Below are 21,712 nucleotides of genomic sequence, written 5' to 3'. Positions count from 1 at the left end.
CCGTAGCCCTTACGCCTCGACCGCAGAACCGGTGCGGCCTTTGTCGCTACCGAAGAACGATTTGAACGAGTGAAGCGTCGTCTGACGGTTCATCGCGGCGATTGATGTCGTGAGTGGAATACCTTTCGGACAAACTTCGACACAGTTTTGTGCGTTTCCGCACTGTGCGAGGCCGCCGTCTTCCATGAGCGCTTCCAAACGGTCTTCCGCGTGGAAGGCCCCAGTCGGATGCGAGTTGAAGAGACGGACTTGCGAGATCGCGGCCGGTCCGATGAAGCTCGATTTGTCATTGACGTTCGGGCACGCCTCGAGGCAGACACCGCACGTCATACATTTCGATAGTTCATACGCCCATTGACGTTTGTTCTCTGGCATCCGCGGTCCTGGTCCGAGGTCGTACGTTCCATCGATTGGGACCCATGCCTTCACTTTTTTCAACGCGTCGAACATGCGCTGACGGTCGACTTGAAGGTCACGGATGACCGGGAACGTCTTCATCGGAGCAAGGCGGATCGGCTGTTCGAGCTTGTCGACGAGCGCCGTACACGATTGGCGCGGCTTGCCGTTGATGATCATCGAGCAGGCACCGCACACTTCCTCGAGACAGTTCATATCCCAGTTGATTGGTGTCGTCTTGTCCCCGTTCGCATTGACCGGGTTTCGGCGGATTTCCATCAACGCCGAGATGACGTTCATGTTCGGGCGGTACGGGACGGTGAACTCTTCCGTATAAGCGGCTTGGTCCGGTCCGTCCTGGCGTTCAATGATAAAACGAATATCTTTTTGTTCAGATTGCATCGGCGTCGTCATTTCGTCTTCGCCCCTTTCTTCGAGTAATCCCGTTTGCGTGGCGGGATTAACGAAACGTCGATCTCTTCATACGAGATATCGACTTCCCCTGCGTTGTAGCGTGCCATCGTCGTCTTCATGAACTTGTCGTCATCACGTTCCGGGAAGTCCGGTTTGTAATGAGCGCCACGGCTCTCGTCGCGTTTCAAAGCGCCAAGCGTGATGACGCGCGCGAGGTCGAGCATGTGGTCGAGTTGTCGGATGAACGATGCCCCTTGGTTGCTCCAGCGAGCCGTGTCGGTCGCGGAGATGTTGTTAAAGCGTTCACGAAGCTCACGGAGTTTGAGGTCCGTCGCCTCGAGCTTGTCGTTGTAACGAACGACCGTGACGTTGTCGGTCATGAGTTCGCCGAGCTCACGGTGGATTTGATACGCGTTTTCCGTACCGTCCATCGCGAGGATGTCGTTGAACCGCTCGATTTCTTCACGTTCGTTGAAGTTGAAGAGCGCTTCTGGCACGCTCTCCGTCGCCTGGTCGAGACCGCGCATATAGTGAACGGCTGCCGGACCGGCTTCCATCCCGCCGTATACGGCCGAGAGGAGCGAGTTGGCCCCGAGACGGTTCGCACCGTGCATCGAGTAATCGCATTCACCAGCTGCGAACAAGCCTGGGATGTTCGTCATCTGATCGTAGTCGACCCATAGTCCGCCCATCGAATAGTGGACCGCCGGGAAGATCTTCATCGGGACTTTTCGTGGATCGTCGCCGACAAACTTCTCGTAGATTTCAAGAATGCCGCCGAGCTTGATGTCGAGTTCTTTCGAATCTTTATGCGAAAGATCGAGGTACACCATGTTCTCGCCGTTGACGCCGAGCTTTTGGTTGACGCAGACGTCGAAAATCTCACGTGTCGCGATGTCACGCGGCACGAGGTTTCCGTAGTCCGGATACTTCTCTTCAAGGAAGTACCATGGCTTACCGTCTTTATACGTCCAAACGCGTCCGCCTTCACCGCGTGCCGACTCACTCATGAGGCGAAGCTTGTCGTCCCCTGGGATTGCCGTCGGGTGGATTTGGATGAACTCGCCGTTCGCGTAGACCGCACCTTGACGGTATACCGCTCCAGCCGCTTGGCCGGTATTGATAACCGAGTTCGTCGATTTACCGAAGATGACACCTGGGCCGCCTGTCGCAAGGATGACCGCATCCGATGGGAACGCTTTAATTTCCATCGAGCGCAAATCCTGACAGACCGCACCACGGCAGACGCCTGCTTCGTCGATGATGGCCCGGAGGAATTCCCAACCTTCATATTTCTCGACGAGACCTTGCGCCTCGAAGCGACGGACCTGCTCGTCTAGCGCGTATAAGAGCTGTTGCCCCGTCGTCGCACCGGCGTAAGCCGTCCGATGATAGAGCGTGCCCCCGAAGCGGCGGAAGTCGAGCAGACCTTCCGGAGTCCGGTTGAACATGACACCCATCCGGTCGAACATGTGGATGATTTTCGGTGCCGCTTCCGCCATCTTCTGGACTGGCAGTTGGTTGGCAAGGAAGTCCCCGCCGTACACCGTGTCATCGAAGTGTTGCCAAGTAGAATCCCCTTCGCCTTTCGTGTTGACGGCTCCGTTGATGCCGCCTTGTGCACAAACTGAATGTGAACGCTTGACCGGTACAAGCGAGAATAGTTTTACCGGAACACCCATCTCAGCCGACTTGATTGTCGCCATGAGTCCAGCCAGACCGCCACCGATGACGATCAAACTTTGATTTGCCATGAACTTTTCCCCCTAATTACAAGATGCCCGCGAACGTCAAGATAGAACGGATGCCGACAAAAGATAGTGCCAAGAAGACGACGCCTGAGACATAGCTCATGAAGCGCTGTGAACGAGGCGACTGTGTGATCCCCCACGTGATGGCAAACGACCAGAGACCGTTCGCGAAGTGGAACGTAGCCGAGAGGATCCCGACTATGTAGAAGATGAGCATGAGCGGATTGTCGACGATGTTTTGCATCATCTCCGCATTCACTTCAACGCCACGCAACTTCGCCAAGCGCGTTTCCCAAACGTGCCATGCGATGAAGATGACGAGGAAGACGCCCGTGAAGCGTTGGAGCATGTACATCCAGTTACGGGCGTATGAGTAACGGTTCGTGTTAATCGAACCGAGGAACGCGTAATACACGCCATACACTCCGTGGAAGATCATCGGCAAAGCGATGATGGTGACTTCAAGGAAATACAAGTACGGTAAGCTCTCCATAAATTTTGCTGCCTTGTTGAACGACTCCACCCCATCGACGATATAGTAGTTGACCGACAAGTGAACGATCAAAAACAAGCCGATTGGGATGACCCCAAGTAGCGAATGGACTTTACGACTGAAATAGTCACGACGCGCTGCCATTCTAGTTCCCCCTTTTCACGAGCCCTTGGCTCGTTTTGTAAATAAAAGCGTTTTCAAATGTAAATATAGCTTTCTGTCTCCTATTCTACTCTTGTGAAATTTGTATGACAAGACAACCCGACCGATTTGTGCCACATTCTTTTGCAAAATACCCGGTGACCAAAAGGCGAATCGTCGTTATAATGGTATAGAGAGAATGGAGTGATGGAAGAAGATGGAAACGATGAGCCAACCCACTTTCGCGATCGAACTGCTTCGCGATTATGTGTTGACGGATTTGCTCGGGGACGACTACGCCCAAGTCATCTATTGGTCGGGCAAACGGGTCGCACGCAAGTTCCCGGTCATGACGAACGACGAACTGAGCGCCTTCTTTATGGAGGCTGGCTGGGGGCAATTGACGCTCTTGAAAGAAAAAGGAAATAAGTTCTTGTTCGAACTACTTCCCCCGCCTGCGACCCAAGAAAAGGCAACCGGCTACTTCCAGCTTGAGGCTGGCTTTTTAGCCGAACAAATTGCCGGTCGTTTCCAATGCGTCGCCGAGGGCTACGCCGATGTGGCGCGCCAGGCCGTCCAAATCACCGTCCAACTAGACCGAAAAGATACGTATGAATGACGAAGAGCCGATGCGAACTGACCGCATCGGCTCTTTTTATATGTGTTGAAGGTTGTCCCGGGCGAAGTCTCGGAAGACATTCAGTTCATCTGCTGTGAAGCTTACATCATTCCCGGCGTAAGCCGCTGCCGCTTTCTCGATTGTCGGTAACACATCGATCGAGAAGCCTTTCGCTGTCGACCACTCAAACGCCTCCTGTTTCGATAAGACGAGGTCGTCGGAACAATACGCCAGGACACGCGTCAGATTGAGCACACTATACATCGGCGTGTCGTGGATCGAATCGAGACAGTCTCGCGCATCAAACAGGATGGCATCTCGATAGTCGACTTCATTGAAGCCGATGATTACGTCCTTGAGCGGACGACCGTAGAGCACGATGCCTCGCTCGCTAGTGATTTTTATATGGGCGGCCAAGTCGGGATCGGTCATTCCGGATTGTATGGTCGCTATTTCCCCCGTTTGAAGCGCCGATTCGAAACGCGAACGCCAACCCTCGCTGTAGTGAAAATCAAATGGACTCGGGTGCCTCCAAGCTGTCAGGTCACCCACTGTAAGGACACTCAACTCAATCGGATAGGGTTCGTTCGATGACTCAAGACAGAGACGTGTCAGTCCCACCTTTGTTTCAGGCGTTAGCGGACGACTCGTGACAATCAGAAAATCAAGGTCGCTATGATCCGGATGAAACCCTCCCATCGCGGCCGACCCATGCAAATAGAGGTGCTCAAGCGATGGGATCACACCGTCGACCCGCTCGATGAACGCCTCGACGACCGGACGGATGATGGCAGGCATCTCGGAGGATGCCCCTCGACTCATTCGTCCGTCTCCTCATGAACGTATTGCAAAACGGTCTCGGCCAACTTCTCGGGCAGGCCTGCTTCCTTCAACTGTTCGAGCGAGGCGAGGCGGATCTGTTTCATCGACCCGAAATGGCGGATCAACTGCTGACGTCGCTTCGGCCCGACGCCCGGGATATCGTCGAGCACCGACTTCGTCATCTTCTTCGTCCGCAAACTGCGGTGGAACGTGATGGCGAAGCGGTGGACCTCGTCTTGCATACGTTGGAGCAAATAGAACGCGCTCGAGCGCGAATTCAGTTCGACGACCCCGCCGCCTTCCCCGAACAAGAGCTGGCTCGTCCGGTGACGGTCATCTTTTTTGAGCGACCCGACCGGCAAGTCGAGCCCGAACTCGTTCTGCAGGACGTCGAGGGCGGCGTTCAATTGCCCGATGCCCCCGTCAATCAACAGCAAGTCCGGTAGACGCTTCTCTTCCGTCAACAGGCGACGGAACCGACGACGGACGACCTCTCGCATCGTCTCGTAGTCGTCCGGTCCTTGGACGGTACGAATCTTGTATTTCCGGTATTCCTTCTTGAGCGGCTTCCCGTCTTCGAAGACGACGAGTGCCGAGACGGCATCAGCCCCTTGGATGTTCGCGTTGTCGATGATGTCGACGCGTGACAAGTTCGGGATGCCGATCGCCTCACCGAGTTCACGCATGGCGAGGAGTGTCCGCTCTTCGTCGCGGGCGAGCAACTCGAACTTCTCGTTCAAGGCGATGCCCGCATTTTTCGTCGCCAAGTCGAGCAGCTGTCGCTTCGCGCCGCGCTTCGGTTGCATCACTTTCGTCCCGATCGCCTCGTTCAATAAATCGATGCGGACGATCTCGGGGACGAGCACTTCCTTCGGCAATACGTTCTGCTCGTAGAACTGGACGATGAAACTCTCGAGCTCCTCGGACGGTTCGCCGTGGAGCGGGAACAGTGATACGTCGCGCTCGATCATCTTGCCGCCCCGCATATAGAACACTTGGACGCACATCCAGCCGCGGTCGAGCGTATAGCCGAAGACATCGCGAGCTGTCGGGTCGGCCGTGATCATGTTCTGTTTGTTCATAATCGACTCGACGGCCCGGATTTGGTCACGGAGCTCAGCAGCTCGTTCGAATTGCATGTCTTCGGCCGCTCGTCCCATGTCGACTTGGAGCTTGGCGAGCGTCTCGCTCGTCTCCCCGTTCAGGAAGCGGCGAATTTCATGGACGATCTCTTTTTGCTCGTCCGTGTCGACGGCGAGCTCGCAAGGTCCGAGGCACTGCCCGATATGGTAATACAGACAGAGCTTGCGCGGCATCGGTTGGCATTTCCGGAGCGGATACAGTTTATCGAGCAACCGCTTCGTCTCGTTGGCGGCATAGGCGTTCGGGTACGGGCCGAAATAGAAGCCGCCGTCCCGCTTCAGCTTCCGCGTCGTGAGTAACCTCGGGTACGGCTCGTTCGTGATCTTGATGTACGGGTACGACTTGTCGTCTTTGAGACGGATGTTGTATTTCGGGTCATGCTTTTTGATGAGCGTCATCTCGAGCAGAAGCGCCTCGAGTTCGCTCGCCGTGACGATATACTCAAAGTCGCGAATCTCAGCGACGAGGCGCATCGTCTTGATGTCATGCGCCCCGGTAAAATAAGACCGGACCCGGTTTTTCAGATTTTTCGCTTTCCCGACGTAAATGATCTCGCCGTACTCGTTCTTATGCAAGTAACAGCCGGGCTCGTCCGGGAGGAGCGCCAATTTATGTTTAATGTGGTCAGAATGACTCAAATTCAATCACCTCAGTTTAAGTTCCTTCCAGACGGGAAAAATTTGATGAAGTCTCAGAGGGAGGGTTTTAGTTATGAAACGGTACGATGTCATCATCATCGGCAGCGGCTCGGCAGCGAGCCAAGCCGCTAACGTATTATGCGACGCCGGTAAACAAATTGCCATCGTCGAGAATTGGACGTTTGGCGGGACGTGCCCGCAACGCGGATGTGACCCGAAAAAGATGCTCGCGGAAGGAGCAGAGCTCATTGCCCGTGCGGAACGGATGAAATCACTAGGTGTCCACGGCGAGCTCACGCTCGATTGGCACGCCTTTAAACGGCGTATCGACGAGTATCGTTTCGCCATCCCGACGACGAAGATGCATCATTGGAAAGAGCACGACATCGACTTGTTCGAAGGCGAACCCCATTTCATCGATGAAGACTCGATTGTCATTGATGGGCATGAAATCTCGGCGCATCAGTTTTTAATCGCTTCAGGCCTCATTCCGCGACCGCTCGACATCCCGGGTGGCGACTTGGCCATCACGAGCGACGACGTTTTCGACCTCGACGACTTGCCAAAACACGTCATCATCATTGGGGCCGGCTATATCGCGTTCGAGTTCGCTCATATCCTCCGCCGCTTCGGGAGCGAGGTGACCCTCCTCATCCGATCGCGGGCACTTAAACAATTCGATCGCAAAGTCGTCAAACGTCTCGTCGATGAGACGATTCGGATCGGCATCGATGTCCGTTACGGCATCGAGCCCGTCCGGATGGATGGGGACGTGCTGACGTTATCAGATGACTCTACCCTCGAAGGCGTCGTCCTTAACGCCACCGGGCGAATTCCGAGCATCGAACGGCTCCGTTTGGACGCAGCCGGTATCGAGTCCGACCACGGCGGCGTCCTCGTCAATGAGTTCCTGCAGACGACGAATGCGAACGTATATGCAGCCGGGGACGTCGCCAAGAGCCGCAACCCGGCCCTCACCCCGTTTGCGGGGCAGGAAGGGCGCATCGCCGCTCTCAATCTGTTACGGGACAACACGCGTCCTTTACCGGAGCGCCCTGCCCCGACGGTCGTCTTCACGACACCGCCGATCGCCAAGGTCGGACTGACGGTCGAGGAGGTGAAAGCGCGCGGCATCGACTACGAGTGTAAGGACAACGACTTGTCCCATTTCTTGACGTATGAACGGATCAACGACACGACGGCGTTTTCCCGCATTCTGCTCAGCAAAGACGGCCACGTGCTCGGGGCCCACTTGATCGGGCAACATGCACCGGAATTGATCAACTTGTTCTCGTTTATTATACAAAACAACATCACCCATCAACACATCAAACACTTGGAGTTCGCCTATCCGACGTCAGCCTCTGACGTGACGTATCTGATGTGACGCAAAAAGGCTCTTCCAATTTGACTTGGAAGAGCCTTTCGTCATTCGATTCCTTTGTCCTTATCTTCTCGAAGTGCATCTTGGAGCGATTTCTTCCAAAGCGGGACACCTTGAGAATGGGCCGCGCGGGCCACCAAGTGACTGCCGACCGGCGCCGTCAATAAGACGAAGAACAGTCCGAGCAGAAGCCGTGCGTCAAAGATGCGCTGGTCGACCCAGACGTGCAAGAGCGCCGCGAACAGGACGAACATGACGCCGAGCGTCGCACTCTTCGAGGCGGCGTGGGCGCGGGAATAGATGTCCGGGAGCCGGATCAGACCGATCGCCGCGACGACGGTGAAGAACACCCCGATGATCGTGAAGACACCGGTCAAGATGTCATAAATCATTGTTGCGGTCATGTTGGATGATCTCTCCCTTCTCGAGGAATTTCGAGAACGCCACCGTTCCGATAAAGGCTAAAATCCCGAGCAAGAGGATGACCTCGAAGAACATCGTCGTATCGAGCAAAATCGATAACAACGACACGACCGAGATCAACCCGATGCCGATCGAGTCGAGGGCGATGACACGGTCCGCTGTCGTCGGCCCTTTGACGACCCGGTACAGCATACCAAGCATGGCGAGCACGAGGATGGCGAGGGCGACGTAAATAATAATATTTAACATTAGCTGGTCGCCCCCTTGATATTCGACTCAAAGTTATCGTAAATGTCTTGTTTGAGCGACTCTTTATCCGGCATATGGAGCGCATGGATGTAGAGCGTCTTATTGTCGTCTGACACTTGGACGACAAGCGTACCTGGTGTCAGCGTGATGAGCATCGATAGCCAACTCACTTTCCAACCGGCATCGAGTTCGGTGTGATACCGGAAGATGCCCGGTTGGATTTTTAGTTTCGGGCTCAAGACGAGCCGGAGCACTTCGATGTTAGCTACGACGAGTTCGCGACAGAAAATCAAGAACAGTTTAAACAGTTTCAAGACACGGGTGAAATAAAAGTCCGTGTTTTTGAAGAAGCGGCGCATCATGAAGATGACGAGTAACCCGAGCAAGTAACCGATGATGAATCCGCTCGTCGTGAACGTACCCGTGAAGAACATCCAAATGAACGCCAGGAAAAAGTTGATGAGTAGTTGGTAAGCCATCTCTAAATCACTCCTTAATCACGGCATCGATATAGATTTCGGGTTGCACGAGCGGTTCGATTGCCTGGGTAATGAACGGATGCATCGCTTCGGCACCAAACCCGTAGGCGACGGCGACCGCGACAAGCAAGAACGTCGGCACGATGAGGCGGTTCATATACGGCACGAGCGGACCGTCATAGACTCGTTTCTCTTCTCCCCAAAATCCGTACAAGAAGATTTTGATGACCGAGAAGAGGACGAACAGACTCGACAGCAAGATGAGGAGCGGCCCGAACAGGCTGCCTTCCCCGACCCCGCCTTGAACGATCAACAGTTTCCCGAAGAATCCGCTGAGCGGCGGAATCCCGGCGAGGGACAACGCTGCGATGAAGAACGTCCAACCGAACAATGGGAAGCGGGTGATCAAACCGCCCATGTCGCGCAGTTGACCGGACTTGGTGATGCCGATCATCATCCCGACGAGCATGAACAAGGCGGCCTTGATCAACATGTCATGAATCAAATAGTAGAGCGCCCCTTCGAGCGACGTCTGCGTGTTGAGTGCGATTCCGTACAAGATGACGCCGACGGCGATCATGATGTTGTAGATGATGATCAACTTGACGTCGTTATAGGCGATCGCCCCGATCATCCCGATGACGATCGTCAACACGGCGAGGATAATCAAGAAGTTCTGCATGAACGCACTTCCACCATCAAACAGGAGCGTATACGTCCGCAAGATCGAGTAGACGCCGACTTTCGTCAACAGCGCCCCGAACATGGCGAGAATCGGTGTCGGCGCCACGACATATGAGCCCGGGAGCCAGTAGTGGAGCGGCACGAGTGCCCCTTTCAAGCCGAAGACGATGACGAAGAACACACCGATGACGGTGATGACGCTTTGATTCTCCACGAGCGGAATCTTTTGCGCGAGGTCCGCCAAACTGAGCGTACCGACCGTCCCGTAAAGAAGCGCGACGGCCATGACGAACAGCGCCGAGGCGATGACGTTCACGAGCAAATACTTAATCGACTCGCGTAACTGGACGCCCTTCCCGCCGAGCACGATCAACACGTACGACGAGATGAGGAAGACTTCAAAGAAGACGAACAAGTTGAAAATATCGCCTGTCGTGAAGGCACCGTTCACCCCGACGAGAAGGAACAGCATCGCGACGTAGACGTAGTTCGATTCATAGGCGTCTGAGAAGTAATGGGTCGCAAACCAGACGATGAAAAAGACGAGCAACGTCGACGTGGCGACGAGTAGTGCCGACAGCATGTCCGAGACGAGCGTGATTCCGAACGGTGCCGGCCAGTTCCCTAAGTTGACGGTCATGATGCCGTCTTGAGACACGGTGAAGATGAGCAGCACCGTCACTGCAAACGTTACAAGTAAAGCCCCGAGTGCCACTCCGCGTTGCAGACGAACTTGCTTCGGTGCGAAGAGAAGAAAGATGGCCGCAAGCGCCGGGATGACAATCGGAAAGATCGGTAAGTTAATCATTCGATTCCGTTCCTTTCATTTCCTCAATATTATCCGTGTTCAGTTCCTGGTAAGCCCGATACGCGAGCACGAGGAAGAACGCGGTCACCCCGAAGCTGATAACGATCGCCGTCAAGACGAGCGCTTGCGGGAGCGGGTCAGTATATTCCGTGATCCCATCGACGAGGACGGGTGCCGCTCCGGTTTTCAGTCCACCCATCGTCAAGACGAGCAAGTGGGCAGCGTGGCTGAGCAACCCGGTGCCGATGATGATGCGCAACAAACTCTTTGAGAGAATCATATAGACCGCGCTCATCGTCAGGACACCGATGATGATGCTAACGAAGATTTCCATTATTCACTCTCTCCAATCGTTTGAATGATCGTCATCGTCACACCGATGACCACAAGGTAAACGCCAAGGTCAAAGGCGATTGCCGTGTGAAGCGTCTGTTCGCCCAAGAGCGGCAAATCGAATTTGTCATAGGCGTGAGTCAGGAACGGACGGTCCCAAAAGATGCTATGAAGTGACGTCAGCATCGCGATGACGAGACCGAGCGCCGTCATCTTCCGATAGTCGAACGGGAGCACGTCAGCGAGCGTCTTCGAGTCAAAGGCGAGAAGCAAGAGGACGAGCGCCGCCGCTGTCATCAAACCACCGATGAAGCCTCCGCCCGGCGAGTAGTGCCCGGCGAAGAACAAATTGATCGAGAACACGATGATGATGAAGAAGATGATCACCGCGGCCGTCTGTAAGATGACGTCATTGACTTGATCATTTTTTCGGTTCATGTTCGCGCGCTCCTTTCGTACGTACTGTCGTTCTAAATTTGATCATCGTGTAGATCCCAATGGCCGCGATGGCAAGGACGACGATCTCGAACAACGTATCAAAGCCACGGAAGTCGACAAGGACGACGTTGACCATGTTCTTCCCGGCTGCCAAGTCATAGACGTTTTCTTTATAATACTCGGAGATTGACGACAATGAACGGTTCGACAGCGCCATGAAGCTGAGGAGCGTCACCGTCACCCCGACGAAAATCGAGACAATCGCATTCTCGATTTTAAACTTAACACGCACTTCTTTCTTGCTGATCTCCGGCATGTGGTAGAAGACGAGCAAGAACAAGGCGACCGATACCGTCTCGATGACGAGTTGCGTCAAGGCGAGGTCCGGGGCATTGAAGAAGACGAAGAACAACGCGACCGAATATCCGACGACACCGAGCAAGATGATCGACGGCAGACGCGAACGCATGAACAGAATCGCGAGCGATGCCAAGATGACGACCGCCCCGAGGACGTATTCATACGGTGCGACAGGTTCCATCTCGCCAAACGAGAAGTCGAACAAGTCGAAGCGATACATCGAGAACAACATCATGCCTGACAAGAACAAGAAGATGTACACCAAATACGAGCGGATGAAGCCCGTCATATAGTTGTCTTTAAAGCGATACGCCGCCTTGTTCGACCAGACGAGCGTCCCGTCGTACATGCCATTGAGCGTCAAGCGATGCGGGATATGGTTATAGATGCCCATCCACTTGTTGATCGTGAAGAACATGAGCGTCCCGAGCAGGATGACCCCAATCGTCATATAGAGTTCAGGTGTCAATCCATGCCAGAAGTAGATGTCGACTTTCACGTCCTGCCCGCTCGCGACGAGCGTCGGATAGATCGACTCGACGGCCGGCTTGATGAGCGAGTTCGACAACACGTTCGGTACGAAACCGAGAACGACGACGAGGATAGCGAGAATCGCTGGCGGGATGAGCATCCCGATCGGTGCCTCGTGCGGCTGTTTCGGTAACCGGTCGAACTGGGCTTTGCCCATGAACGTCCGGGTGAAGATAATCAAGCTGTAGATGAATGTGAACACGCTCGCGATGAACGCGACGACCGGGATCAAGATGCCGATCGTATCGAGCGCGAAGAAGTCCATCGAGAACACTTTCGTGGTTGCCTTCAAGAACATCTCTTTACTGAGGAAGCCGTTGAACGGCGGCAACCCTGCCATCGACAACGAGCCGATGACGGCGATCGTGAACGTGATCGGCATGACGGTCATCAGACCGCCGAGCTTACGGATGTCTCGCGTCCCCGTCTCGTGGTCGACGATCCCGACCATCATGAACAGCGACCCTTTGAACGTCGCATGGTTGATCAAGTGGAAGATCGCCGCGATCGTCGCGACCATATAGATGTTGTCATCCATGCCGTCATAATGTAGCGCCGCGGCCCCGAGGCCGAGAAGCGACATGATGAGACCGAGCTGACTGACCGTCGAGAAGGCGAGAATCCCCTTCAAATCGGTCTGTTTGACCGCGTTGAACGAACCCCAGAAGAGCGTGAACGTCCCGACCGAGGCAATGATCCATAGCCAGAGTGACGACTCTTGGAACACCGGACTCATCCGTGCGACGAGATAGAGACCGGCCTTGACCATCGTCGCCGAGTGGAGGTACGCACTGACCGGGGTCGGTGCCTCCATCGCATCCGGCAACCAGATGTGGAACGGGAATTGCGCTGACTTCGTGAAGGCGCCGAGCAAGATGAGAATCATCGCCGCGATAAAGAACGGGCTGTCGGCGATGAGTGCCTGATTGGCGACCATGTCACGGATGCTGAATGAGCCGACGATTGACTCGAGGATCACGATCCCCCCTAGCATCGACAAGCCCCCGAACACGGTGATGAGCATCGACTTCCGAGCCCCGTAGCGTGAGCGTTCTTTCTCATACCAATACCCGATCAACAGGAACGACGAAATCGATGTGAGTTCCCAAAACATGTACATGACGACCATGTTATCCGAGAGGACGACACCGAGCATCGCACCCATGAACAAGAGCAAGTACACATAAAAATGACCGAGCGACTCTTTGTCTTTATTCAAATAGTAAATCGAATAGAGGACGACGAGCGCCCCAATCCCTGTAATGAGGAGGGCAAACAATAGTCCGAGCCCGTCCACGTAGGCCGTGAAGTTGATGCCGAGCGATGGCATCCATTCGACCGTCTCCGTCACGACGTCCCCCGCGCTCGTGATTCCGATGAAGCGGAAGAAGTACACGAACAGGACGACCGGAACGATTAACACGAACCAACCCGTATGGATTCGCTTCAGCGCCCGGAACAAGAACGGGATGAACGGTGCCGCGAGAAGCGGCAATAAGATAGCTAAATGTAACACCGACAAGAAAATTCCTCCTTCGAACAGAGTCTTACAAGCGATGGGCCAATTATTAAGGTCACTTGACGCCATCATGTCTTCCTCATGAGTATAGCGTAAATTTTCAGTCTGTTTCCATGATAAAACCTTCCCGCTTTTCAGAGCCTCGTCAAAAAATACCGGACTGTTAAATATGAAGAGAGTCGACAAAAAGCGACGAAAAAAAATTCTGATCAAGCGTTGTATGTATCCGTTTTCAGATGGTACTTTTTCCGGATTCCCCGTTAAATCCGGACCGAACCTTAACCGTTGTTATTCCATGCGAAACGACTAAACTCCTTCTTCCCTAACGAGCCCAACAAAAAACAGCCGACCAGTTCCCCGGTCGGCTGTACGCATTATTTTGCTGTCGCGATAAACTCTTTGAGTGCTTCTTTTGGTTGGAAGCCCATTGTTTTCGAAACAGGTTGTCCGTCTTTGAACATCATGAGTGTCGGGATACTTTGGATTTGGAAAGCACCCGCTACTTCTGGGTTCTCGTCAACGTCAAGTTTCACGATTTGGACTTGGTCGCCCATCTCTTGGTCAAGCTCTTCGAGTACCGGTGCGATCATGCGGCACGGTCCACACCAAGCTGCCCAGAAATCGACGAGGACGACGCCCTCTTTTACTTCTTGTTCGAATGTTTGAGTCGTTGCGTGTTTAATAGCCATTTGGTAAATACCTCCCCAGTAAGATGTGAGAGCCGATTAAGAACTCTCATGCATTTCATGTTCAGAGTATACCACGGAGGGTACGTTTCCCCAAACATTCTGCATATCAGCTATTGACGAGGTGTTTGCGGAACTCTTCCGTCAAGAGCGGGACGACATCGAACAAGTCACCGACAATGCCGTAGTCGGCCACGGTGAAGATGTTCGCTTCCGGGTCTTTGTTGATGGCGACGATGACTTTGGCGTTGCTCATCCCGGCCAAGTGTTGAATCGCCCCAGAGATGCCGCAGGCGATATACAAGTCCGGCGTGACGACTTTCCCGGTCTGACCGATTTGAAGTGCATAGTCGCAATAGTCGGCGTCACATGCTCCACGTGAAGCACCGACGGCCCCACCAAGCAATTCCGCGAGCTCTTCGAGCGGCTTGAAGCCGTCCTCGCTCTTGACGCCGCGCCCACCGGCGACGATGACTTTCGCTTCCGTCAAATCGACTTTCCCCGTCGCCTTGCGGACGACTTCTTTGACGATCATGGCGAGGTCCTTAAGCTCCACGCTCGGTGTCTCGACCGACACACTCGCTCCAGCCGTACGCGGAAGAGCGTCGATGTTGTTCGGACGGATCGTGAAGAACATGACCGAGTCTTTGAATTTCACTTTCTCGAACGCCTTCCCTGAATAGATCGGGCGAACGAACTCGGCGTCTTTTCCAGATCCTTCGATCGAGACGACGTCACTGATGAGACCGGCGTCCAGACGAGCCGCGAGTTTCGGTGCGATATCTTTCCCGAGCGCCGTATGGCCGAGCACGATCATGTCCGGCGACTCCTGGTCGATGACTTGGCGGAGCACTTGTCCGTAACCGTCTGGCGTATAGTGTTTGAGACGCTCGTCTTCGATGACGAGGACGCGTCCCGCGCCGTATTCCCCGAGTTCATTGGCGAGTGCTTTGACATCATCCCCGATGACGACCGCCGTCACGTCGTCCGTCAGTTGCTTCGCCGCGGCGATGGCTTCGAATGATACGTTCCGTAACGCGCCTTCACGCGCTTCTGCGAGTACTAGAGCTTTCATCTATGTGTCCCCCTTAAATGACTTTGGCTTCCGTGCGAAGTAATTGAACGAGCTCGCTCACTTGTGACGACGTATCCCCTTCAAGGATGCGTCCCGCTTTCTTCTCTTCCGGCAAGAACCGTTCAATCGTCTCGATCTTCGCTTCGATCTCGTCTTCATCGAGGTCGATGTCCGACAGTTCGAGTTCTTCGAGCGGCTTCTTCTTCGCCTTCATGATGCCTGGAAGACTCGGGTAGCGCGGTTCGTTCAACCCTTGTTGCGCCGTCACGAGGAGCGGGAGCGGCACTTCGATCACTTCGGTGTCCCCTTCGACGTCACGTGTGACCGTCGCCATCGTCCCGTCGATTTTGAGTTCCGTGATCGTCGTCACGTAGTTCATGTCCAACAGTTCAGCGACGCGTGGCGCGACTTGGCCGCTGCCGCCGTCGATGGCGACGTTCCCAGCGAAGACGAGGTCAGGCGCTTGTTCCTTCAAGTACGTAGCGAGCACTTTTGAGATCGTCACGTGATCGGCGTCCTCGACGTCATCCTCGATTGAGATACGGACCGCTTTGTCCGCACCCATCGCGAGCGCCGTGCGAAGTTCTTTGTCCGCGTCTTCTGGACCGACCGTCACGACCGTGACTTCTCCCCCGAGATCGTCACGCTTGCGAATGGCCTCCTCGACCGCATACTCATCGTACGGGTTAATGATGAACTCAGCGCCGTCTTCTTGAATTTCCCCATTCTCGAGCTGAATCGCTTCTTCTGTATCGAACGTACGCTTCAGCAATACAAAAATATTCATCGTAGTTCCCCCTTTAAGTTGTTCGCACCATCATTCATGAATCTCCATTCATTTTTTGAGCTAGCGAGAGGGCTTACGGTTAAGCAAGCCCTTTTTTTAACATATGGTGTACTTTCGGTAACGTCGACATCAAATCATATTTGAAGCCGCTCGCCATCCAGCTCGTGACCACTTCATCGATCGTGCCGAAGATCATCTGCCGGGCGAGGCGATAGTCAAGTTCTTGGTCGAACTCGCCGGTGTCGACCCCGTGCTGCACGACCGCATCGATCAAGTTCAAGTACGGCTTCAACACTTCGCTGATCTTTTGACGAAGCGCCAAGTTCGACTGCCGAAGCTCGATTTGCGTCACGACGGCGAGGTCGTAATCGGCCGACAGTTGCTTCAAGTGCGACTCGATCAACTGATAGAGTTTGTCGCCGGCCGTCGTCTCCTGCTCGATCTGTTGCTTCGAGTAGTCGATGAACAAGCCCATCTTCGTTTGGAACAATTCAATCAACAGATGCTCCTTGTTTTTGAAGTACAGATAAATCGTTCCGTCGGCGACGCCCGCCTCTTTGGCGATGGCCGTCACCTTTGCACCGTGATAGCCATGATCCGCAATCACTTTCACTGCCGCATCGATAATGCGGTCACTTTTTGATCCATTCTTTGTCATAAACACCCAAGCTCCTTACCGCTGCAGAAAAATGAATGATGGTTCATTCATTTATTATTCTATCATGTGACACGGTTGTGTCAACTGCTTTGTTTCACTTGTTTCGCCTTCTCTTCGTCGACGAGGACACGACGTAAAATCTTACCGACGAACGTCTTCGGCAACTCCTCACGGAACTCGTACAGCTTCGGCACTTTATACGCCGCGAGCTTCTCGCGACAGTGTTTGTCGAGCTCCTCTTCCGTCACGCTGGCGCCGTCACGCGTCACGATGAACGCCTTGACCGTCTCGCCGCGATATGGGTCCGGGACGCCGATACAGACCGCTTCCTTGACGGCCGGATGCTCATAGAGTACTTCTTCGATCTCACGCGGATAGACGTTGAAGCCTCCGGCGATGATCATGTCCTTCTTCCGGTCGACGATATAGAAGAACCCGTCCTCGCCCATATAGCCGAGGTCACCGGTCGCGAGCCATCCATCCTTCAAGACGGCAGCCGTCTCTTCCGGCTTCTGCCAATATCCTTTCATGACTTGCGGGCCATGAAGCATGACTTCACCGATCTCGCCGACATCCGCCGGCGTCTCCCCGTCTGCCTTTACAATTTTAGCAGATGTGTCCGACAACGGCACGCCGATCGAGCCGACAATCCGTTTATCCCATAGGAAGTTCGCGTGCGTGACCGGTGATGTCTCCGATAACCCGTACCCTTCGACGATGCGACCGCCCGTGATGCTCTCGAACTGCTCCTGCACTTCGACCGGGAGCGGCGCCGATCCGGAGATACACGCCTCGATTGACGACAGGTCATATTTCTTCAATTTCGGGTCGTTGAGGATGCCGACATACATCGTCGGTGCACCTGGGAAGAAGTGTGGCTTCTTCTTATGAATCGTCTTCAAGACGTCGGTGACGTCAAAGCGCGGGACGAGGACGAGCTCATATCCGTTCGCCATCCCGAAGTTCAGACAGCATGTCATCCCGTAGACGTGGAAGAACGGGACGACGCTCAAGACACGCTTTAGGTCGCCTCGGTTATATCTATAGAAGAAGTTCGAGATTTGGTCGACGTTCGCCGTCAAGTTGAAGTGGGTCAGCATGACGCCTTTTGGCAAACCTGTCGTTCCGCCGGTATATTGCAAGACAGCGACATCCTCTTTCGGATCGATTGCGATCGGGGTGATCGGCCCGAAGTTCTTATAGTCTTTGAATGCGACCGAACCTGTCGTGTCGATGACGATGTTGTTCTCACGTTTCACTTTAATCGGGTACAGCTTGTTCTTCGGGAACGGAAGATAGTCGGCGATGCTCGTCGTGATGATCGTCTTGATGTCCGTCTTCTGTTTCACACGAAGCGATTTCGGATAGAGGAGGTCGAGCGTGATGAGGATGTTCGCACCTGAGTCGGTGATCAAATTCTCGAGCTCATGCTCGGTGTAGAGCGGGTTCGTCTGGACGACCGTTCCACCAGCGTACAAGACAGCGTAGAATGAAATGACGTATTGCGGACAGTTCGGGAGCATCAGGCTGACGCGGTCCCCTTTTTGCAGGCCTTTCGATTGGAGCATCGTCGCGAGTCGCTTCGCCGCGTCATCGACCTCGGCGAACGTCAACTCTTTGCCGATGAAAGAGACGGCGGTCCGGTCCGGATAATCGGTAGCGGCCCGGGATAGCGCCTCATAGAGCGGCTTCACCTCGTAATCAATCGTTTCTGGCATGTCAGCTGGATAATCTTGCAACCACGGTTTGTTCATCGATTCTCCTCCTTGGAATGAATAGTCATTCAGTTAACTCTATTATAATGCCAAGAAAACGCTTTCATCTACCCTTTACCCGATAATTTTCAGAAAATATCGAAAAAACGTGCGCGGATGAAAGTTTCCGCACACGTTCAGATTCTCTTGAAATAGGCTTCGGTCTGCTCTTGGTTGCTGATTTTCTCGTCCAAGTGATCCTTTAACTCTTTTTCCCACTTGATCGTCGAGAAGTCGATGTCGAGCCACGCCTCCATCTCCGGGCGCGAGAACGAATATGTCCGGTTCGGGAAAGCGAAGCGGACAATCTCCGTGTTTTGCACGAGTGTGAAGTACGTCGCCGCATTCCGAATCGCGAGCCGCTCCTGTTCGATCCGTTCAATCTCAGGATCACTGTAACGAATCGTCAGCCCGTAAGGACGTTTTTTCGTCTGCAGCTCGATCGACTTGTAGCAGTCGTGCATCGGCAACGTCTTGGCGATGCCGGCGACGGCGCTGTTGTCCCCGACGTAAGACCCTTTGTATTGGAAAGCGTTCGATCGTTCGGTGTCCCCGCATCCAGCGAGCACGATGAGCAAGACGACGAGCAGACTGAGCCGTTTCATGAAAATCCTCCTATCAAGATTTTAGTTTCAAGTTCAAGCGATAGAGCAGGCGTTTCGCAAGTAAATGAGCGAGGAAACCGCCGATGACAAAGCCGACAACGTAAAGGATGCTGTTCGTCGGGTACGAGAGGTTGGCCAGAATGATCCCGCCGAGCATGGCGAAACAGACGACCATGATCACGTGGACAAGCCAAAGCCAGTTCGTGAACATGAAGAAGCGGCCGTTGTTCTCTTGTGGGGCCCGGTTGAACATCCATAAGCCGAGAACGAACGAGAGGATGATAAAGCTGATGGCGCTAAGCATCGCCACCGTCATAAAGTCTTCCCACACCGTATTGTCCGTGAACATGTTGAACGTATCGACGTTAAATACGTTCGCAAGCGGTGAGATCACTCGCATGAACACACTTTCGATGGCCCGTTCGAACAGTTCATAGACACCAGATGTGTTTTGCGTGACCGAGAAAATCGACCCTTGAATCAACAGTAAGATGCCGACAGGGAACAATAAGGCGACGACCGACCAGAGCACTTGCGAGACGGCCTCCCCACCGAATGAACCCATCCATAACGCCAATGAGAAGACGGCAATGCCGGTCAACATCATAAACCCAGCGAGTCCTGCGACTTGCAATGCGTGTCCTTCCATCAAAAACGAATAGCGTGATGAATGGATGATCCAAAGCATGAGCGGTCCGCCAAGGAGAGACGAGACGATGATCCCGCTCGTCCCAATCAACCACTTCGATATGTATAGCTGGTTGCGGTTGAACGGGAGCGACATCGCAAAGTCAGACATTTGGCTATTACGTTCACTTCCAATCAAGACGGATGCCATCAAGAAGCCAAAGATGATATAGAGGAAGATGACGCCACCATACGGGATCAATGTCTGTAAGTCACCAATAAAGTAGCTGTACTGCGGGCTGAACAACTCTTCAACCGACGGATTCGTTACATTGTCGCCATACCATTCGGCATAGTCCTCGGGATTCGCTTGAATTTCTCGAACTTGTTCATCGAATGATTGCATCTGTGTCCACACTGGAAGCGTGTAGGCGACGATTCCAAGGAAGACGAGCAACATCCATAACAACGACACTTGTTTCCAGTCTTTCTTTAACAACACTTTAAAAGACACTTGCCTCACCTCCTAATTGGACCCGGAAGATGTCTTCGAGAGACATCGGAATCTCTTCGACGAGCATCGGGTCATGCGCATCGACGAACGTATCGAGTTCTTTCGTCCGTTCTTTCGCCATGAACAAGGCGACCCGCCCTGTGACGTTGATGATTTCGATATCTTTCCGTTCGAGCAGTTCGACCGGTACTTGGTCGTTGAAGACGACTTGCAGTTTGACGCTCGTCTCCCGCGCCTCCTCGAGCGACATGATCGCCTTGACGCGCCCTTTCTCGATCATGATGATGCGGTCGGCGATTCGTTCGAGCTCATGCAACTGGTGGCTCGAGACGATAATCGAGCAGTTGCGCGCCTCGACTTGGGCAATCATCAGCTTCAAGACGTCCGACTTGGCGACGACATCGAGTCCGTCCGTCGGTTCATCGAGCAGATAATACTTCGCTTGGACGGCGAACGCGAGCGACAGCGTCACCATCGCCTTCTGCCCTTTCGAGAGCTGGCGAATCTTCTTGTTGTCGATGTTATATCGTGTGAGCGTCTCTCTAAAGGTTGAACGGTTGAACGTCGGATAAATCGATTCGTAGAGCGCGGCCGCCTCGTTGACTGTATAATGTTTGAGCGCATCGGCCGAATCCGGGACGAAGATGACGTCACGCTTTAACTCTGCTTTTTCAAAGATACTCGATGGACCGTAGCGGACGTCGCCCGTGTCCGGTCGGATGATGCCGACCATCGTCCGGAGGAGCGTCGTCTTGCCGGCCCCGTTCCGTCCGACGAGGGCGATGATTTCCCCTGCGCCGACGGTGAAATCGATATCATCAAGGACTTGCTGTCGATCGATTTTTTTACTCAGTTGCTGGACTGTCAGCATGGTTCTCCCCTACTTTCTTATACTCTGTCTCAAATAGCGTCAGCGCTTCAGTGAGCGCGATGTTCGCGTAATGGCAATCGATGGCGAGCTTCTTGATCGCCTCTAGGATTGGGGCGCGCGGTGAGTCCTGGTCGATCCAGTCCTCGGAGACGAACGTCCCCCGCCCGCGGTGCATCTCGAGCAATCCGAGCCGCTCGAGTTCCTGATACGCCTTACTGACCGTGTTCGGATTGATGACGAGGTCGGTCGCAAGTTCGCGCACCGACATGACTTTATCGCCCGGCCGTAAAATCCCGCGGATGACGAGCGCCTTCGTCTGATTGACGATTTGTTCATACAAAGGTTCCGCGCTTTTCATATCAATTTTATATAACATGGGTCACACCCTCTCTTGTGTACGTGGTATAAGTGTATTATATGTATTAGTACACGTAAATACAATAGTTCTTAAAGGGCACTTTCAGTTTACAGGCATTTGGGAATAAATTGAATACGACTTTGGACCGAGGT

At 53.8% G+C, this 21,712-nt stretch carries 23 protein-coding genes; 2 read left to right on the top strand and 21 right to left on the bottom strand.

Annotation, left to right across the window (positions count from 1 at the left end):
- Positions 1-9 precede the first annotated feature (9 nt).
- Genes sdhB through KNP86_RS01010 form a run of 3 tightly spaced genes read right to left on the bottom strand, consistent with a single transcriptional unit; the run spans position 10 to position 3,198 of the window.
- Positions 10-798 carry a succinate dehydrogenase iron-sulfur subunit gene (sdhB, locus tag KNP86_RS01020; RefSeq protein WP_200881496.1) on the bottom strand — a complete coding sequence of 263 codons (789 nt, stop codon included), beginning with the start codon at positions 796-798 and terminating at the stop codon, positions 10-12.
- A gap of 8 nt (positions 799-806) precedes the next feature.
- Positions 807-2,564: a succinate dehydrogenase flavoprotein subunit gene (gene sdhA / locus KNP86_RS01015; RefSeq protein ID WP_214752503.1), complete on the bottom strand. Its 1,758-nt coding sequence runs from the start codon at positions 2,562-2,564 to the stop codon at positions 807-809.
- A gap of 16 nt (positions 2,565-2,580) precedes the next feature.
- The gene (locus KNP86_RS01010) at positions 2,581-3,198 is read right to left on the bottom strand and encodes a succinate dehydrogenase cytochrome b558 subunit (protein ID WP_034776788.1); all 618 of its coding nucleotides are present in this window, start codon (positions 3,196-3,198) and stop codon (positions 2,581-2,583) included.
- 223 nt (positions 3,199-3,421) lie between these two features.
- Between KNP86_RS01010 and KNP86_RS01005 the strand changes: the two genes are divergently transcribed.
- Positions 3,422-3,814, top strand: coding sequence for a YslB family protein (locus tag KNP86_RS01005; RefSeq protein ID WP_232939140.1), 393 nt, complete (start codon positions 3,422-3,424; stop codon positions 3,812-3,814).
- A 36-nt stretch (positions 3,815-3,850) separates the two neighbouring features.
- Here KNP86_RS01005 and KNP86_RS01000 read toward each other — a convergent pair whose 3' ends face one another.
- Together KNP86_RS01000 and uvrC are read right to left on the bottom strand one after the other, a co-directional pair.
- Positions 3,851-4,636, bottom strand: coding sequence for an aminoglycoside adenylyltransferase domain-containing protein (locus tag KNP86_RS01000; RefSeq protein ID WP_214752501.1), 786 nt, complete (start codon positions 4,634-4,636; stop codon positions 3,851-3,853).
- Positions 4,633-6,417: an excinuclease ABC subunit UvrC gene (gene uvrC / locus KNP86_RS00995; RefSeq protein ID WP_138859769.1), complete on the bottom strand. Its 1,785-nt coding sequence runs from the start codon at positions 6,415-6,417 to the stop codon at positions 4,633-4,635. The genes KNP86_RS01000 and uvrC overlap by 4 nt, the downstream gene beginning before the upstream one ends.
- A gap of 73 nt (positions 6,418-6,490) precedes the next feature.
- On the opposite strand from uvrC, the gene KNP86_RS00990 reads away from it, so the two are divergent.
- Positions 6,491-7,804, top strand: coding sequence for a dihydrolipoyl dehydrogenase family protein (locus KNP86_RS00990; RefSeq protein ID WP_214752499.1), 1,314 nt, complete (start codon positions 6,491-6,493; stop codon positions 7,802-7,804).
- A 41-nt stretch (positions 7,805-7,845) separates the two neighbouring features.
- Here KNP86_RS00990 and mnhG read toward each other — a convergent pair whose 3' ends face one another.
- The 16 genes from mnhG to KNP86_RS00910 form a co-directional block, all read right to left on the bottom strand.
- Entirely contained in the window at positions 7,846-8,205 is a 360-nt protein-coding gene (gene mnhG, locus KNP86_RS00985; protein ID WP_034776781.1) for a monovalent cation/H(+) antiporter subunit G, read from the bottom strand.
- The gene (locus KNP86_RS00980) at positions 8,183-8,473 is read right to left on the bottom strand and encodes a Na(+)/H(+) antiporter subunit F1 (protein ID WP_114165745.1); all 291 of its coding nucleotides are present in this window, start codon (positions 8,471-8,473) and stop codon (positions 8,183-8,185) included. The genes mnhG and KNP86_RS00980 overlap by 23 nt, the downstream gene beginning before the upstream one ends.
- Positions 8,473-8,952 (bottom strand): Na+/H+ antiporter subunit E, encoded by a 480-nt coding sequence (locus KNP86_RS00975; protein ID WP_214752497.1) that lies wholly within the window; start codon positions 8,950-8,952, stop codon positions 8,473-8,475. Before KNP86_RS00975 ends, KNP86_RS00980 begins: the two co-directional genes overlap by 1 nt.
- Positions 8,953-8,959: 7 nt before the next feature.
- Complete coding sequence (locus KNP86_RS00970; RefSeq protein WP_138859773.1) at positions 8,960-10,444, bottom strand: Na+/H+ antiporter subunit D; 1,485 nt, start codon at positions 10,442-10,444, stop codon at positions 8,960-8,962.
- A complete protein-coding gene (locus tag KNP86_RS00965) occupies positions 10,437-10,778 on the bottom strand; it encodes a Na(+)/H(+) antiporter subunit C (protein ID WP_214752495.1) in 342 nt (113 codons plus the stop codon). The genes KNP86_RS00970 and KNP86_RS00965 overlap by 8 nt, the downstream gene beginning before the upstream one ends.
- Positions 10,778-11,215, bottom strand: coding sequence for a Na(+)/H(+) antiporter subunit B (locus KNP86_RS00960; protein WP_034776773.1), 438 nt, complete (start codon positions 11,213-11,215; stop codon positions 10,778-10,780). The genes KNP86_RS00965 and KNP86_RS00960 overlap by 1 nt, the downstream gene beginning before the upstream one ends.
- Positions 11,199-13,628: a Na+/H+ antiporter subunit A gene (locus KNP86_RS00955; RefSeq protein ID WP_034776771.1), complete on the bottom strand. Its 2,430-nt coding sequence runs from the start codon at positions 13,626-13,628 to the stop codon at positions 11,199-11,201. The genes KNP86_RS00960 and KNP86_RS00955 overlap by 17 nt, the downstream gene beginning before the upstream one ends.
- Positions 13,629-13,999: 371 nt before the next feature.
- The gene (trxA, locus tag KNP86_RS00950; RefSeq protein WP_034776769.1) at positions 14,000-14,314 is read right to left on the bottom strand and encodes a thioredoxin; all 315 of its coding nucleotides are present in this window, start codon (positions 14,312-14,314) and stop codon (positions 14,000-14,002) included.
- Positions 14,315-14,420: 106 nt separating this feature from the next.
- Positions 14,421-15,386, bottom strand: a complete 966-nt coding sequence (locus KNP86_RS00945; RefSeq protein ID WP_034776767.1) for an electron transfer flavoprotein subunit alpha/FixB family protein — start codon at positions 15,384-15,386, stop codon at positions 14,421-14,423.
- Positions 15,387-15,399: 13 nt separating this feature from the next.
- Positions 15,400-16,173, bottom strand: a complete 774-nt coding sequence (locus tag KNP86_RS00940; RefSeq protein ID WP_214752493.1) for an electron transfer flavoprotein subunit beta/FixA family protein — start codon at positions 16,171-16,173, stop codon at positions 15,400-15,402.
- Between the two features lie 79 nt (positions 16,174-16,252).
- Entirely contained in the window at positions 16,253-16,831 is a 579-nt protein-coding gene (locus KNP86_RS00935) for a fatty acid metabolism transcriptional regulator FadR (protein WP_034776763.1), read from the bottom strand.
- 80 nt (positions 16,832-16,911) lie between these two features.
- Positions 16,912-18,585 carry an AMP-binding protein gene (locus KNP86_RS00930; RefSeq protein ID WP_214752491.1) on the bottom strand — a complete coding sequence of 558 codons (1,674 nt, stop codon included), beginning with the start codon at positions 18,583-18,585 and terminating at the stop codon, positions 16,912-16,914.
- 137 nt (positions 18,586-18,722) lie between these two features.
- The gene (locus KNP86_RS00925) at positions 18,723-19,190 is read right to left on the bottom strand and encodes a DUF4825 domain-containing protein (RefSeq protein ID WP_214752489.1); all 468 of its coding nucleotides are present in this window, start codon (positions 19,188-19,190) and stop codon (positions 18,723-18,725) included.
- Between the two features lie 13 nt (positions 19,191-19,203).
- A complete protein-coding gene (locus KNP86_RS00920; protein ID WP_214752487.1) occupies positions 19,204-20,331 on the bottom strand; it encodes an ABC-2 transporter permease in 1,128 nt (375 codons plus the stop codon).
- A complete protein-coding gene (locus tag KNP86_RS00915) occupies positions 20,321-21,202 on the bottom strand; it encodes an ABC transporter ATP-binding protein (protein ID WP_214752485.1) in 882 nt (293 codons plus the stop codon). Before KNP86_RS00915 ends, KNP86_RS00920 begins: the two co-directional genes overlap by 11 nt.
- Positions 21,177-21,578, bottom strand: a complete 402-nt coding sequence (locus KNP86_RS00910; protein WP_034776753.1) for a GntR family transcriptional regulator — start codon at positions 21,576-21,578, stop codon at positions 21,177-21,179. The genes KNP86_RS00915 and KNP86_RS00910 overlap by 26 nt, the downstream gene beginning before the upstream one ends.
- Positions 21,579-21,712 lie beyond the last annotated feature (134 nt).

Source organism: Exiguobacterium sp. s16 (assembly GCF_018618115.1).
Lineage (GTDB): Bacteria > Bacillota > Bacilli > Exiguobacteriales > Exiguobacteriaceae > Exiguobacterium > Exiguobacterium mexicanum_A.
This window is presented reverse-complemented; position numbering and strand designations above follow the sequence as displayed.

Excerpts from the sequence above, each read along its gene's own strand:
- sdhB (WP_200881496.1), bottom strand. The coding sequence starts at position 798 with ATGCAATCTGAACAAAAAGATATTCGTTTTATCATTGAACGCCAGGAC.
- sdhA (WP_214752503.1), bottom strand. The coding sequence starts at position 2,564 with ATGGCAAATCAAAGTTTGATCGTCATCGGTGGCGGTCTGGCTGGACTC.
- KNP86_RS01010 (WP_034776788.1), bottom strand. The coding sequence starts at position 3,198 with ATGGCAGCGCGTCGTGACTATTTCAGTCGTAAAGTCCATTCGCTACTT.
- KNP86_RS01005 (WP_232939140.1), top strand. The coding sequence starts at position 3,422 with ATGAGCCAACCCACTTTCGCGATCGAACTGCTTCGCGATTATGTGTTG.
- KNP86_RS01000 (WP_214752501.1), bottom strand. The coding sequence starts at position 4,636 with ATGAGTCGAGGGGCATCCTCCGAGATGCCTGCCATCATCCGTCCGGTC.
- KNP86_RS00990 (WP_214752499.1), top strand. The coding sequence starts at position 6,491 with ATGAAACGGTACGATGTCATCATCATCGGCAGCGGCTCGGCAGCGAGC.
- mnhG (WP_034776781.1), bottom strand. The coding sequence starts at position 8,205 with ATGACCGCAACAATGATTTATGACATCTTGACCGGTGTCTTCACGATC.
- KNP86_RS00980 (WP_114165745.1), bottom strand. The coding sequence starts at position 8,473 with ATGTTAAATATTATTATTTACGTCGCCCTCGCCATCCTCGTGCTCGCC.
- KNP86_RS00975 (WP_214752497.1), bottom strand. The coding sequence starts at position 8,952 with ATGGCTTACCAACTACTCATCAACTTTTTCCTGGCGTTCATTTGGATG.
- KNP86_RS00970 (WP_138859773.1), bottom strand. The coding sequence starts at position 10,444 with ATGATTAACTTACCGATCTTTCCGATTGTCATCCCGGCGCTTGCGGCC.
- KNP86_RS00965 (WP_214752495.1), bottom strand. The coding sequence starts at position 10,778 with ATGGAAATCTTCGTTAGCATCATCATCGGTGTCCTGACGATGAGCGCG.
- KNP86_RS00960 (WP_034776773.1), bottom strand. The coding sequence starts at position 11,215 with ATGAACCGAAAAAATGATCAAGTCAATGACGTCATCTTACAGACGGCC.
- trxA (WP_034776769.1), bottom strand. The coding sequence starts at position 14,314 with ATGGCTATTAAACACGCAACGACTCAAACATTCGAACAAGAAGTAAAA.
- KNP86_RS00945 (WP_034776767.1), bottom strand. The coding sequence starts at position 15,386 with ATGAAAGCTCTAGTACTCGCAGAAGCGCGTGAAGGCGCGTTACGGAAC.
- KNP86_RS00940 (WP_214752493.1), bottom strand. The coding sequence starts at position 16,173 with ATGAATATTTTTGTATTGCTGAAGCGTACGTTCGATACAGAAGAAGCG.
- KNP86_RS00935 (WP_034776763.1), bottom strand. The coding sequence starts at position 16,831 with ATGACAAAGAATGGATCAAAAAGTGACCGCATTATCGATGCGGCAGTG.
- KNP86_RS00930 (WP_214752491.1), bottom strand. The coding sequence starts at position 18,585 with ATGAACAAACCGTGGTTGCAAGATTATCCAGCTGACATGCCAGAAACG.
- KNP86_RS00925 (WP_214752489.1), bottom strand. The coding sequence starts at position 19,190 with ATGAAACGGCTCAGTCTGCTCGTCGTCTTGCTCATCGTGCTCGCTGGA.
- KNP86_RS00915 (WP_214752485.1), bottom strand. The coding sequence starts at position 21,202 with ATGCTGACAGTCCAGCAACTGAGTAAAAAAATCGATCGACAGCAAGTC.
- KNP86_RS00910 (WP_034776753.1), bottom strand. The coding sequence starts at position 21,578 with ATGTTATATAAAATTGATATGAAAAGCGCGGAACCTTTGTATGAACAA.